15 protein-coding genes are annotated in these 13,346 nt (G+C 64.3%); 2 read left to right on the top strand and 13 right to left on the bottom strand.

The window, feature by feature from the left end; genetic code table 11:
• Window positions 1-50 precede the first annotated feature (50 nt).
• Entirely contained in the window at window positions 51-1,328 is a 1,278-nt protein-coding gene (locus VXM69_RS04010; RefSeq protein WP_034188412.1) for an epoxide hydrolase family protein, read from the bottom strand.
• A gap of 201 nt (window positions 1,329-1,529) precedes the next feature.
• Window positions 1,530-2,234, bottom strand: a complete 705-nt coding sequence (locus VXM69_RS04005; protein ID WP_034188601.1) for an SDR family oxidoreductase — start codon at window positions 2,232-2,234, stop codon at window positions 1,530-1,532.
• Between the two features lie 134 nt (window positions 2,235-2,368).
• On the opposite strand from VXM69_RS04005, the gene gcvA reads away from it, so the two are divergent.
• Entirely contained in the window at window positions 2,369-3,262 is an 894-nt protein-coding gene (gene gcvA / locus VXM69_RS04000) for a transcriptional regulator GcvA (RefSeq protein ID WP_069704470.1), read from the top strand.
• Between the two features lie 43 nt (window positions 3,263-3,305).
• Here gcvA and VXM69_RS03995 read toward each other — a convergent pair whose 3' ends face one another.
• The 5 genes from VXM69_RS03995 to VXM69_RS03975 all read right to left on the bottom strand — a co-directional run bounded on the left by VXM69_RS03995 (window position 3,306) and on the right by VXM69_RS03975 (window position 8,521).
• Window positions 3,306-3,896 (bottom strand): pyridoxamine 5'-phosphate oxidase family protein, encoded by a 591-nt coding sequence (locus VXM69_RS03995; RefSeq protein WP_049035274.1) that lies wholly within the window; start codon window positions 3,894-3,896, stop codon window positions 3,306-3,308.
• Between the two features lie 96 nt (window positions 3,897-3,992).
• Window positions 3,993-4,184, bottom strand: coding sequence for a hypothetical protein (locus VXM69_RS03990; RefSeq protein ID WP_175027102.1), 192 nt, complete (start codon window positions 4,182-4,184; stop codon window positions 3,993-3,995).
• 12 nt (window positions 4,185-4,196) lie between these two features.
• Window positions 4,197-5,396, bottom strand: a complete 1,200-nt coding sequence (locus VXM69_RS03985; RefSeq protein ID WP_124670108.1) for a PLP-dependent aminotransferase family protein — start codon at window positions 5,394-5,396, stop codon at window positions 4,197-4,199.
• Window positions 5,397-5,706: 310 nt separating this feature from the next.
• Entirely contained in the window at window positions 5,707-6,090 is a 384-nt protein-coding gene (locus VXM69_RS03980) for a hypothetical protein (RefSeq protein ID WP_034188417.1), read from the bottom strand.
• Between the two features lie 130 nt (window positions 6,091-6,220).
• The gene (locus tag VXM69_RS03975) at window positions 6,221-8,521 is read right to left on the bottom strand and encodes an NADP-dependent malic enzyme (RefSeq protein ID WP_069704467.1); all 2,301 of its coding nucleotides are present in this window, start codon (window positions 8,519-8,521) and stop codon (window positions 6,221-6,223) included.
• Window positions 8,522-8,656: 135 nt separating this feature from the next.
• Here VXM69_RS03975 and VXM69_RS03970 point away from each other — a divergent pair, with 135 nt between their 5' ends.
• A complete protein-coding gene (locus VXM69_RS03970) occupies window positions 8,657-9,628 on the top strand; it encodes a LysR substrate-binding domain-containing protein (RefSeq protein ID WP_124608111.1) in 972 nt (323 codons plus the stop codon).
• A 4-nt stretch (window positions 9,629-9,632) separates the two neighbouring features.
• On the opposite strand, the gene VXM69_RS03965 is transcribed toward VXM69_RS03970, so the two are convergent.
• From VXM69_RS03965 to VXM69_RS03940, 6 genes are all read right to left on the bottom strand, one after another.
• Window positions 9,633-10,313 carry a hypothetical protein gene (locus tag VXM69_RS03965; protein WP_367189030.1) on the bottom strand — a complete coding sequence of 227 codons (681 nt, stop codon included), beginning with the start codon at window positions 10,311-10,313 and terminating at the stop codon, window positions 9,633-9,635.
• A 117-nt stretch (window positions 10,314-10,430) separates the two neighbouring features.
• Window positions 10,431-10,943: a GNAT family N-acetyltransferase gene (locus VXM69_RS03960; RefSeq protein WP_226251987.1), complete on the bottom strand. Its 513-nt coding sequence runs from the start codon at window positions 10,941-10,943 to the stop codon at window positions 10,431-10,433.
• An 85-nt stretch (window positions 10,944-11,028) separates the two neighbouring features.
• Window positions 11,029-11,472, bottom strand: coding sequence for a hypothetical protein (locus tag VXM69_RS03955; protein WP_034188422.1), 444 nt, complete (start codon window positions 11,470-11,472; stop codon window positions 11,029-11,031).
• 171 nt (window positions 11,473-11,643) lie between these two features.
• Entirely contained in the window at window positions 11,644-12,153 is a 510-nt protein-coding gene (locus tag VXM69_RS03950; RefSeq protein WP_156444807.1) for a hypothetical protein, read from the bottom strand.
• Window positions 12,154-12,235: 82 nt separating this feature from the next.
• The gene (locus VXM69_RS03945; protein WP_059559795.1) at window positions 12,236-12,442 is read right to left on the bottom strand and encodes a hypothetical protein; all 207 of its coding nucleotides are present in this window, start codon (window positions 12,440-12,442) and stop codon (window positions 12,236-12,238) included.
• A gap of 30 nt (window positions 12,443-12,472) precedes the next feature.
• Window positions 12,473-12,847 (bottom strand): VOC family protein, encoded by a 375-nt coding sequence (locus tag VXM69_RS03940; protein WP_367189029.1) that lies wholly within the window; start codon window positions 12,845-12,847, stop codon window positions 12,473-12,475.
• Window positions 12,848-13,346 lie beyond the last annotated feature (499 nt).

Genomic DNA, 13,346 nt, shown 5'->3' with positions numbered 1-13,346 from the left:
CGAATGCGGGCCGCACCACCGCCCGGCCCGCATTCGTCGTGCAACCCCGCTTACCCGCGCCGCAACGGCCGGAACCCGGCCCGCACTTCACGCGCAAACAACTCCGGCTCCTCCCATGCCGCGAAGTGCCCGCCCTTGTCGACTTCGTTGAAGTAGATCAGGTTGTGATAACTGCGCTCGGCCCAACTGCGCGGCGCCTGATAGATCTCGCCCGGAAACACCGTGATCGCGGCCGGCAACGAGATATCCACCGCGTTGAAGTTGTTCGAGTGATCCTCCCAGTAGATCTGCGCGGCCGACGTCGCCGTGTTCGTCAGCCAGTACAACGAAATGTCGTCGAGAATCTCGTCGCGCGGAATCGAGCGTTCGGGCACGCCGCCGCTGTACGTCCATTGCGAAATTTTGTCGTACATCCACGCAGCCTGCCCGGACGGCGAATCCGCAAGGGCATAACCGACCGTCTGCGGACGCGTGACCATCATCGCCGAGTAGCCGCAGTTGTCGCGATAGAACGTCGCGAGCTGCTCGTACGCAGCCCGCTCCTTCGGCGACAGCGAAGCCGGCGCGGGCGCATCGGTCGCGAGCAGCGTCGCGATATCCGGCGGCACCGTCGCCGGCATGTTCACGTGAATCCCGGCCAGCCCCTGCACGCGCTGCATCGCCATCCGGTGCGAGATCACCGAGCCGCAGTCGCCGCCCTGCGACACGAAGCGCGTATAACCGAGCCGCGCCATCAGTTCGCCCCATGCCCGCGCGATGTGGTCGGAGCCCCAGCCGGTTTTCGTCGGCCGGCCCGAGAAGCCGAAACCCGGCAATGACGGCACGACGACGTGGAACGCATCGTCGGCGCTCGCGCCGTGCGCGGTCGGGTCGGTCAGCGGGCCGATCGCCTTCAGCAGCTCGAAGATCGAACCCGGCCAGCCGTGCGTCATGATCATCGGCATCGCGTTCTCGTGCCGCGAGCGCACGTGGATGAAATGAATGTCGAGCCCGTCGATTTCCGTGATGAACATCGGGAAACCGTTCAGGCGCGCCTCGCCCTTGCGCCAGTCGTAATCGGTGCCCCAGTAGCGCAACAGCGCCTGCATGCGCGCGAGCCGCACGCCCTGCGATTCGTCGGCGACGGTCTCGCGGCCCGGCCAGCGTGTCGCGGCAATGCGGCGGCGCAGGTCGGCCACGGCTTCGTCGGGAATGTGCGCGGTGAACGGGCGTATGCCGCTCGCGCCGGTTGCGGCATGCAGCGCGGTGGGCAGCATCGCCGAGACGCCGGCGGCCACGGAAGTGGCCAGCAGGTGGCGACGCAGCGGGGAAAACGGTGTGGAAGACATCGTTCGGCATCTCCTTTCGTGAAGTGGAAAGTGAACATGCCGCGCGCGGGATCGCGCCCAGGCTTTCGATCCGGCGCGCCCTCGTCACACGGCGTCGCCCATTTGAAAGGTCTGATGTATCCCGGATTTGTCTGATTTGTACGCGTTTGTAGTCGCTGCATGGCGAGCGGCCCGCGCCGCGCCCGCTCGCCCGCGCGACGCTCAGAGCGCCTTGACGATCGCGCCGTCGACGCGAATGTTCTGCCCGGTGATGTAGCCCGCGCCGTCCGACAGCAGGAACGCGACCGTCTTCGCGATCTCGCCGGTCTTGCCGAAGCGGCCGGCCGGAATGCGCGCGACGATCTCCGGCGTTTCCGGCCAGCTGTCGATGAAGCCCGGCAGCACCGCGTTCATCCGGATGTTCTCGGCCGCATAGCGTTCCGCGTACAGCCGCGTCCACGCGCTCAGCGCCGCGCGCAGCGCCGACGACACCGGCATCGGCTGCTCGGGCGCATCCGCCGCGAAGCTCGAGATGTTGACCACCGCGCCGCCGCCCTGCTTCTGGAAGATCGGCGTCACGCGGCGCATCACGCGCACCACGTTCAGCAGGATCAGGTCGAGCCCCGCATGCCAGTTGTCGTCGGTGATCGCCAGCAGGTCGCCTTTCGGCGGATGGCCGGTGTTGTTCACGACCGCGTCGATCCGGCCGTAGCGGGCGACCGTTTCCTGCACGAGCCTGTCGATATCGGCTTCTTCCGTCACCGAGCCCTGGATGCCGAAGCCGCCGAGTTCCTCGCCGAGCGCCACCGCGCTGCCCGACGGCGACATCAGCGCGACGCGATAGCCCGTCGCCGCCAGTTCGCGCGCGATCGCCGCGCCCATGCCCTTGCCTGCCGCTGTGATCAACGCCACTTTTTCTACAGTCACGATTTGCTCCTCGTTCCGATTCCGTTGCCGCGCAGCCGCCGTTCGGCCCGCCATGGTGGTAATGTAGGCGCATCGAATCCGACTGTCGAACCAGTATTTCTGCCGCCAGCCGATAGTTTTTCTACAGCCTGACGATGCCGCCACGCCCTTCCCGACTGCCGCCGCTGAATGCGCTTCGCGCGTTCGAGGTATCCGCGCGGCACCTCAATTTCCGCGCCGCGGCCGACGAGATCGGCGTCACGCAGGGCGCCGTCGCGCAACAGGTGCGCCACCTCGAGGACGTGCTCGGCCTCAAGCTGTTCGAGCGCCTGCCGCGTGGCCTCGCGCTCACGCACGACGGCGCCGCGTATTTCTCCGACGTGCAGCGCGCGCTGCACGCGATCGCCGACGCGACCGACAAGCTCGTGAAGCGGCGTGCCGCGCTGACGATCAGCACGACGCCGTCGTTCGCGTCGAAGTGGCTGATCCCGCGGCTCGCGCGGTTCACCGAGGCCCATCCCGACTACGACGTGCGCGTGATCGCCGACCCGCAGATCGCGACGTTCCGCCACGACGGCGTCGATCTCGCGATCCGCTACGGCAAGCCGCCGTTCGGCAAGCATCTCGTCGCGCATGCGCTGTTTCCGCTCGACGTGTGCGCCGTGTGCAGCCCGGCGCTGCTCGCTGCGCCGGCTTCGCCGCGTGCGCTCCTCGGCCAGGTGCTGCTGCATGACGCGCACGACCTGTGGCCCGAGTTTCTTGCGGCGCTGCCCGAACCGGTCGACGTCGATCCGCACAAGGGGCTGCGCTTCAACCAGACGTCGCTCGCGATCGATGCGGCCGTCGCCGGCCAGGGCGTCGCGCTCGCGACCGAGCCGCTCGTCGAGCGCGACATCGCGGCCGGCAGGCTGTGCAAGCCGTTCGATTTCGCGTTTCCGCTGTCGATGGGGTTCTATCTCGTGTATCCGGCCGAGCGGCGCGACGACGATGCGATCGCGGTGATGCGCGAGTGGATGACCGGGCAGGCAGCGTCGGACGGGCGGCCTTGAGTGCTTTAAATCCTTGGAGCGCCTTGATCGTCCTGCGTCAGTGTCAGGGAGCGATCCAGCGCGCCTCGTAGCCGCTTTCACCGTTCAGATCGAACACCGCCCGGCGATGCCCCGTTCGCGCGAGTTCGAGCCAGTCGATGCGCGTGACCGTCATGTGGATCAGGCAGAAGTTTTCGTAGCCGTCGCCGGATGGTGCGGTGCCGTCGATATGCGCTTGTTCCGGTGACGCGATCGGCGTGCCGGGCGGCAACGGCGCGCGATACAGCAGCAGCGTATGCGGACGGCTCGACGCCCAGATCGCACGCCGTTGTGCTTCGTCTTCGCAGATCGATGCAATGCCTTGCGCGCGAATCTGCACGAGCGCGTCGAGATCGTTCGCAACGATCGAGAAGCGTGGATCGCGGCGCAACTCCGCGACTTTCTCCGAGCGCGCATCGGTATGAAACGACAGCACGCGATCGGCCCGGCTCACCTGACGCAATACGATCGTCCGGACCTTCGGCGTGCCGTCGAGGCCGAGCGTGGCGGCCTGCAGCATCGTGAACGGCGAGCGCCGCGCGCCGACGCCGGTTTCGAGACAGGACCAGAGGCGGTCGTAGGTTTGCGCGAGCGATTCGGAAGTCGGGTCGGACATGAGGCGATGGCGATCGTCGGTGTTTCGATCGCGCCAGCTTAACCGGTTGTTTCAGCGGCGGCTCGCGTGCGACGCGGGCCGCCGTGCTTGTGCCGGTCAGTTATAGCCGAGCACGGCCGGGGCGACATCGCCCGCATCGGACGCCGGCTCCGCGCCGAAGCGGCCGAGCACGTCGGCCACGTATTGCGGCCCCGCGCTGATCTGCGACGAGCGATGCCTGGGCGGCCGCTTGTCGCCCGTGACTGACGCCGCGCCCGTCGATGCCGTTTCGTTGACGATGATATTCACGTTGATGTCTCCTCACGCGGCCAGCGCCGCACCATACGCGCGCACGAGGCGCGCGACGCCTTCCCGGATCGCGTCGACATCCGGCGCGGCGAACGACAGGCGCAGCGACGCTGCGTCGACGTTGTCCGCGAAAAACGCCTTGCCGGGAACGAACACGATCTTGTTGGCGATCGCCTGTTGCAGCAGCACGTCCGACGGCACCGCGCCGATCCGCGCCCACACGAACATCCCGCCTTCGGGACGGTGGAATTCGATCGCATCGCCGAACCCGTCGCGCAGCGCGTCGCACATCGCGTCGCATTTGCGCTGGTACGCGGCCGTGATGCGCGGCAAGTGGCGTTCGAGCGCGCCGTCGGCCAGGTATTCGGCGGCGGTCGCCTGCGTCCACGGCGCGCTGCACAGGTCGACCGTCTGCTTCGCGATCACGCAGCGCCGCGCGATCTCGGCCGGCGCGATCGTCCAGCCCACGCGCAGCCCCGGCGCGACGATCTTCGACAGGCTCGCGAAATGCACGATCCAGTCGCGCGCGCCGTCCACTTCACCGGCCAGCGCGAGCATCGACGGCACGGCTTCGCCCGCGAAACGCAGGTCGCCGTACGGATCGTCCTCGATGACCAGGAAACGGTATTGCACCGCGAGACGCAGCAGCTTCAGCCGGCGTTCGCGCGTGAGCGTCGCGCCGGTGGGGTTCGCGAAGGTCGGAACGGTGTAAAGCAGCTTCGGTTGCGCGATCGCGCCGGAGGCGAGTTGCTCGGCAAGACGGTCGACGTCGAGCCCTTCACCGTCGACGGGGATCGTCACGATGCGCGCCTGCTGCAGACGCATCGCCTGCAGCGTGGCCGGGTAAGCCGGCTGTTCGGTCAGCACGACGTCGCCGGGCGACACCATCACGCGCAGCAGCAGGTCGAGGCCCTGCTGCGAGCCCGTCGTGACGAGCAGTTCGGCCGGCGTGCACGCGACGCCGCGACGCGCCATCAGCGCGATCAGTTGCTGCTTCAGTTCGGCGAGGCCGTCGGTCGGGCCGTATTGCAGGCAGCGGACGGGCTGTGCGTATGCGCGCTCGGCGGCCGCGTTCAGGCCGTCGACGTCGAACAGGTCGCTGGCCGGATAGCCGCCCGCGAAGGAAATCATGCCCGGTTCGGACAGGTACTTGAACAGTTCGCGGATCGGCGAGCCGGCGGGATTCTGGAATGAGGGAGTGAACGCGTACATGTCGTCGTGAGCTGGAGGGCACGGGCGGCCGGGATAGCCGTCGAGCGCCGGCCGACGTGGCGCTTCTGGCGCCGCGGCGGTGAATTCGAGCCACGATTGTCGATAGTCATTAAGGGCTCGGCAAACGATATCTATGCACTAGGTCTTGCGGTTTGGTCATTAAATCGCGGGTTTAGACGGAGCGAGGCCGGGCTGTTGACAGGTAGACGAACATCAAAAAAAACGAGCGTGACGCTCGCCCGGCCTATGCGCTTCGCTCGGCCGACATGGTTGAAATTTCTGACAAGCCGGCACAGATGGAACACGAAGATCAGAGATCCCCGCGCACCTCACCCGTTCCCAACGCGCTCCGCTGCCGGTTGACTTCCGCCCAAAGCGCATCGCTGTCGTCATCGCGCAGCAGGATCATCCAGTCCAGTTGATCGTCGGTCACGCCGAAGTACGCCAGGATTTCCCGGCGAACCGTATCGACGAACTGCGCGTATTCCGGGGTGGCCTGGGCCTGCGCGTGCAAGGCATCGTAGGCTGCATCGTCCTCACCGCCGCCGTGCTCGTCGATATAGCGCGAGATCCACTGGTCGCGTTCGTAGTCGTAATCGGCCTCGGCGCGCATCGCTTGCACGGCCGTGTGGAGATCCAGTTGGGCAAACGCGGCGATCGCCGCCGTGGTCGCCTCGTCGAATGTAGTCGTCATTCCATCTCTCATGCTGGTCATGGCACATCATCGCACGAGCCGCACCCGGGCAGACGCAGCGAATCCGGCTGGCTCGTAACGGCCAGATGCGCACGAACAGGGGGCGGCCGTAACCGCCCCCGCCATTCAATCAACCACCCACACCCCGATTCGCCTCGATCACCGTCAACGCGGCCATATTCACGATCCGCCGCACGGTGGCGCTCGAAGTCAGGATGTTCACCGGCGCATTGACGCCGAGCAGGAACGGCCCCACCGCCACATTGCTCCCCGCCTCGGTCTTGAGCAGGTTGTACGCGATGTTACCGGCGTCGACATTCGGACAAACCAGCAAGTTCGCCGCGCCCTTCAGCGGCGACATCGGCAGCAGCTTCGCACGCAGCCCTTCATCCAGCGCACAGTCGCCATGCATCTCGCCATCCGCCTCGATATCCGGCGCCTGTTCCCGCATGATCTCCAGCGCCCGGCGCATCTTCACGCCCGAGGCCGCGCTTCCCGACCCGAAGTTCGACCGCGACAGCAGCGCGACCTTCGGCGTCAGGTTCAGCCATTCCATCTGCCGGGCCGCCGCGATCGTGAATTCCGCGATCTGCTCCGCATCGGGGTTGTCGTTGACGTGCGTATCCACCAGCGCGACCGTCCGCTGATCGAGCAGCAGGATGTTCATCGCCGCGTAGGTCGACGCACCGGGCTTCTTGCCGATCACTTCGTCCACGAACCGCAGGTGATTGTGATACTCGCCCACCGTCCCGCAAATCATCCCGTCCGCATCGCCGAGCTGCACCATCATCGCGCCGATCAGCGTGAGGCGGCGGCGCATTTCCACGCGCGCCATTTCCTTCGAAATGCCGTCGCGGCAACGCAGTTCCCAATACTTCGTCCAGTACTGCGGGAAACGTTCGTCATACTCCGGATTGGTCACTTCGACATCCTGACCGAGTCGCAGGCGCAGGCCGAACCGCTCGATGCGCGCCAGCAGCACCTCCGGACGCCCGACCAGGATCGGACGCGCAAGCTTCTCGTCGACGATCACCTGTACCGCACGCAGCACGCGCTCGTCTTCGCCCTCGGTGAACACGATCCGCGCCTTGCCGCCGTCACGCACGAGCCGACGCGCGGTCGCGAACAGCGGCTTCATGAACGCGCCCGAGTGATAGACGAACTGCTGCAGCTGCTCGACATACGCGTCGAGATTCTCGAGCGGGCGCGTCGCCACGCCGCCTTCCATCGCCGCCTTGGCCACGGCCGGCGCGATTCGCACGATCAGGCGCGGGTCAAACGGCTTCGGAATCAGGTATTGCGCGCCGAACGACACGTCGTACGCGCCGTAGGCCGCCGCGACCACTTCGTTCTGCTCTTCCTCCGCCAACCCCGCGATCGCGTGCACCGCGGCGATTTCCATTTCGCGCGTGATCGTCGTCGCGCCCACATCCAGCGCGCCGCGGAAAATGTACGGGAAGCACAGCACGTTGTTGACCTGGTTCGGATAGTCCGAGCGGCCCGTCGCGATGACGACGTCGTCGCGCGTCTCGTGCGCCAGTTCCGGGAAGATTTCCGGCGTCGGGTTGGCCAACGCGAGAATCAGCGGACGCGCCGCCATCGCCTTCAGCATCTCGGCCGTGAGGATGCCGCCGACCGACAGCCCCAGGAACACATCCGCGCCGCCGATCACTTCGGCCAGCTTGCGCGCATCCGTTTCCTGCGCGAAGCGCGACTTGGCCGGGTCCATCAGCACGGTGCGGCCGCGATAGACGACGCCCTCGATGTCGGTCACCCAGACGTTTTCCACCGGCAGCCCGAGGTCGACCAGCAGGTCCAGGCACGCCAGCGCGGCTGCTCCGGCGCCCGACGTCACGACCTTCACGTCCTTGATCGACTTGCCGACGACCTTCAGCCCGTTGATGAACGCGGCGGAAACGGTAATCGCGGTGCCGTGCTGATCGTCGTGGAAGACGGGAATCTTCATGCGTTCGCGCAGCTTCTGCTCGACCGTGAAGCATTCCGGCGCCTTGATGTCCTCGAGGTTGATGCCGCCGAACGTGGGTTCGAGGCCGGCAATGATGTCGACCAGCTTGTCCGGATCGGTCTCGTTGATCTCGATGTCGAACACGTCGATCCCGGCGAACTTCTTGAACAGGACGGCCTTGCCTTCCATCACCGGCTTCGATGCGAGCGGGCCGATGTTGCCGAGGCCGAGCACCGCGGTGCCGTTCGTGATCACGCCGACCAGGTTGCCGCGGCTCGTGAAGCGGTGCGCCTGCAGCGGATCGGCGGCGATCGACTCGCACACGCTCGCCACGCCGGGCGTATAGGCCAGCGCCAGATCGCGCTGGGTCACCAGCGGCTTGCTCGCCACGACCGAGATTTTCCCGGGGGTCGGAAACTCGTGATAGTCGAACGCGGCCTGTTGCTGTGTCTCTGTCTGTTTCATGTTTTGGGTCCCGGCGTGGGCGCCAGGCCAGTCCCGGCGCGATCCATGGAGGTGATTCTAGGGATCTGCCATAACGTGATGATTCTGTTTTAATATCGGCCCATCACTTTTTCCTGATGAATACATGACCAGTCAATGAATTTTGACGCAAACGACGTGGTCAGGCGGCTGGGCGCGCGTCTGAAGATTCGGCATCTGGTGCTGTTGCTGCAGATCCAGCAGCACGGGTCGCTGACGCGCGTCGCCGAGCACATGGCCAGCAGCCAGCCGGCCGTGACGAACGCGCTGTCCGAGCTGGAGAGCATGTTCGGCACGCCGCTGTTCGAGCGCTCGTCGCGCGGCATGCGGCCCACCGCGCTCGGCACGGTCGTGCTGGAGCGCGCGAAGGCGATGATCAAGGATCTCGACCACCTCGCCCGCGAAATGGAGGCCGTCGCCGCCGGGCACGCGGCCCATCTGCACATCGGCGTGATTCCGTTCATCTCCGGCCAGTTGCTGTCGGCGGCGCTGAAGCGGTTGCAGGCACGGATGGAACGGCGGCTGACCGTGACGATTCACGAAGGCACCAGCGATCAGCTGCTGTTGCAACTCAGGGATCACGGCGTCGACATCGTGATCGGCCGCGCGTCGTCGGCGATCGATCTGGGGCAGGTTTCGTTCGAAGTGCTGTACCAGCAGCAGCCGCGCGTGATCGCGAGCCGGCGGCTGGCGGCCAAGCTCGCGCGCATGCCGCTGGACTGGCACAAGCTGCACGCGCTCGACTGGATTCTCGGCGCGCCGCATACGCCGATGCGCGAACAGGTGACCGACCTGTTCCTGTCGGCCGGCATCGCGCCGCCCGTGCCGATCGTCGAAAGCTACTCGTCGAAGCTGATCGGCGAAATGATCGCGTCGAGCGACGAGGCCGTGTCGATCGTGCCGGCCGATATCGCGGAAGAACTGGTGCGGATTGCCGGCGTGGCGATCGTGCCTTACTCGCTCGTGTGGACGCTGCCGCCGATCGCGCTGTTTACCCGTTCCGCCGATTCGCGCTCGCCCGCGCGCGATCTGCTCGTCGACGCGCTGCGCGGGGTATGCAAGGAGACGTACGGGGACATGCAGCGATAAGCGGCTATTTACTCGCGGCGAGGCGGCGCAGGATTTCCGCGCGCTCGGCACTCAACACGTGGTCCGAGCCCTCGCCGCGGTCGTAGCGACTGGTTGTGCGGTAGGAAAAACGCTTCGCATATTGATTGGCGGCGGGATCGAACACCCACGCGTCGACTTCGAAGAAGTGCTTGCCGAAATGATCCTCGTCCTTCTCCCAGATATAGTCCGCGCGGACAAACACCGGGTAGGGCGAAACGTCCGGCAGCTTCCACATCGCGCGGTCGGCCATCTCCGTTTCGGTCACTTTGGGCATCAGGTTCTCGATCTTGCCATTCGGGCCGACACGCAGGACGGCCACACGCTCCAGCATCCCGCTGCCGCCGCCCGAGAACATCCCCGAGAAGAACACCCACGAGCCGCCCGATGCGATCGGCAGCCGTTCGGAGCGAGGATTCAGGCCGAACTGGTACACCTCCCGGGACGAACCGGGAAGCGGCGCCGGCGGCATCTCGAAGCACGGCGCATGGTCGGGAAGCACGCAGAGCTTCACGCCGGAAAGCGGGAGCCCGTCGCTATCGAGCTGGCCTTCCGTCTGCGTGTAGCGCGGAAATGCGGATTCGCCGGCGGAGGCCGCCCGAACGCCGGCAATGCCGACGACTGCCAGACTCAAGATTGCCGCGAACATCTTGCCGGTCCTGCACATACACCCTCTCTCTCTGATTTTTTTGACGGCTGCAGATTGTCGATGATCTGGCCGGTTCTGGCAAAAAGGTGCATCGCCGGTTTCATTCGCTTCGACGAAGTGCGTGAGAGAAACCCTTCAACGTTCCGGTCGGTGCGGGGCAACCGGTTTCTCGTACAACGACCAGTCGCGGCCATCCGACTTGATCCCCACGCGGACGAAGCCGAGCGATTCGTAATAAGCGCAGAGCTTGGTGTTTTCGGCAGCGCAGTCGAGTCGAACGAAACGCCGGTCGATGCGGTTCACCTCGCGGGCGCACCAATCAAGCATGACGCCGCCGATCCCGAGCCCGTTGAAACCTTGCCGCACACATAGCCCGTGCACGTAACCGGCGACCGGTTCTTGCGGCCCCCAGTGCGGATCATTGTCGAAACTCAGCGAGAACGTTCCGACCAACGTACCGTTCTGTTCGACGACATACACCGATTTCTCGGCGACATGGTTTCGTACCCACCGCTCGGAGAAGCCGTCACCCTCCTTGCCCCACACATAGTCGCCATGCGCGACTTTCTTTGCGTGCGCATCATTCCGGATCTGCGTAAGTGCCGGTACGTCGTCTGCCGTGGCTCGGCGGATGTCATTCGAATTCACGCTCGTCTTTCCGTTGAATCTTCGCGGCGTCGCACGACGGCCTTCATCTCGCCGACCCGCATTCGCAATAACAAACGTAACGACCTTACGAAGTCGTACCCTGGAACCAGCGTGAACATGGGCCCGAATAAATGAGCACGGTCGCAATCGCATTGGCGAAAAAGGACACTTCGAACAGAGTCATCCTGAACGGGGGTGCCATCACGATGAAGGCTAGCGTCGTGACAATCGTGAGTATCAGTTCCAGCGTTCGCGCCAGCTTTTGTCGCTGGCAAAGGCCGATGATCAGGCTCGCGTTCAAGAGCAGCCAGAATGCCTGGACCACGGCGATCAGGGCAATGCCCTTACGCATCAGCGTTGCCTTTTCCGCGGGCACTTCACCAAGTTGATCGAAACCCAGCCTCTGAAGCCAGACAGCACATCCGACCTCGATGAGCCAGACAATCGCGAAGAGCGCGACGGCATGACGGATCTGCGGCGGCGCGTCCGTGTGAAACGCCGGCATGGCCTTCAGTTTGCTGATTGGCATCGTCTTTTCGGGAGGCCGATGGCCCCCGCCCCGGGATGTACTTCTATTGTCTGCACCGCATGCCGATATCACTCTTCTGTGCGTTTCGGCTGAGTGTAGCGTACTCGCTGTCCGATTCGAAACGATCGTCCGATAGAAGCTGAAGCGGCCGACCATTCGCAACAACAAAACTCACCGCCCTTGATGCTCCGCGATCGCGACAACGCACAGCGCATGATCAGCGATCTGATCACGACCGTAGATTTGCTCGCATCTCGACAAGCCCGCATAGAGATGTTCGATCGTCGGCATGTCGATCATCACCGCTCGCAATCTGTCATATCCCCGAACACACTGGTTGCGTTCCAGCTCGTATGTCGAGGGCGAGTGTTTCAGAACAGGAAACATCGGAAAGGCCCTCGGTAATTGCTGCGGTGCAATCGGCGAACTGGGTAGGATCGACGACGTACTCGTAACGAGGAAATCGTCAAAGCGAATCAACGCCGATACCGCCGCCTGCATGCAATATTTGTAGGCGGCCTCGGGCGATTCGTCGAGGGATGGAGCCGGAAAACTGAAAATCATCCCAAGACCAAAACGAAATGATGGCTGGCCGAAAAAGGGGCGTTGAGCAAAGGGAAACTGCGCAGACACATCAACCGTGTGCATCACCAGAATCCAAAGCAGCAGGTATTTTCGCAAGAGCAAGTGTTCCAATTCGAAACGCGCTGTCGAGTCAGCCGGGCGCAGACTCGATCCGAGTGCAAGCGTGATTCGCGCCCCCCTAACCGAAGGACAAGTAAATCCCGGCGCCAGCAACGAGGACGAACAAAGGCGCAATGACAAGACAGACCACCCGCCGGATACCGCGCAGGCGAGTCGCCCCGAAATACAATCCAGCCACGCCGACACAAAGCGTAACGGGCCAGTATTCAACACTCGCGGCAAGCACCATGATGTAGAAAGGCCAATCGATGGTCATTTCACTCATCGCGACACGCTCTCTTGCGTGTTTGGTGCATCATCCCTCCGCCTGATGACACACCACCTCGATATTGTGCCCATCCGGCCCGATGACGAATGCCGCGTAGTAGTTCGCGTGATAATGCGGCCGCAGCCCGGGCGCGCCGTTGTCCTTCCCGCCCGCCTCCAGCGCCGCGCGATAGAACGCATCGACTTGCTGCCGATTGTCGGCCACGAACGCGATGTGGAGATGCGCCGGTTTCTCGTCCGACTGGAACAGACACAACGAGGCCTTGGCGGGCGTACTGATCTCGATACCGTAAGAAGGCTCGCCCTCGCCCACGGTCACTGCCCCGATCGGTGCAAGCGCCTTGAGGAAAAACGCCTTGCTGGCGGCAAAGTCGCTGACGCCGAATTTGACGTGGTCAAACATGAGATCCCCTCGGATAGATGGGCGGGCCTGCACCCGGGTGTGATGTCGAGACCACCGCGATGGTGCCACACACTGCCTGCAGCAGTACACCTCTTCGCTCACCAACAAAAAAGGCCCGACAACGTCGGGCCAATGAGCGAGATACAAGGAACACCCGCTCACCCCATACCGGGCCGTCACGCGACGCGACGTGACATTGGCGAGATCCTGCGGATACCTGACGATCGCATGTCGATACCTTGCTCACCTGAAAGGATTCGAAAAACCCATGCGCATCCGGTTGGCGCTCATTCGAGCGCCGACAGCACCCGCTCGAAAAAATAGGCCCGCGCCGGAAAGCGCGGGCCGAGCGGAAGTCACCAAACGCCTTGGGGGGACAAGGCGCGACCAGTCTAGCCCGAGTCACCGGAAAGAAGATTTCATGCGGGATTACAGCTATTACTTCATATGACGAAGCAACGGCCGGCGTCAGCGCCGGTTTGCGGCACGTCATTTGTGA

It is taken from the genome of Burkholderia sp. Ed8 (assembly GCF_040761425.1).
Lineage (GTDB): Bacteria > Pseudomonadota > Gammaproteobacteria > Burkholderiales > Burkholderiaceae > Burkholderia > Burkholderia seminalis.
This window is presented reverse-complemented; position numbering and strand designations above follow the sequence as displayed.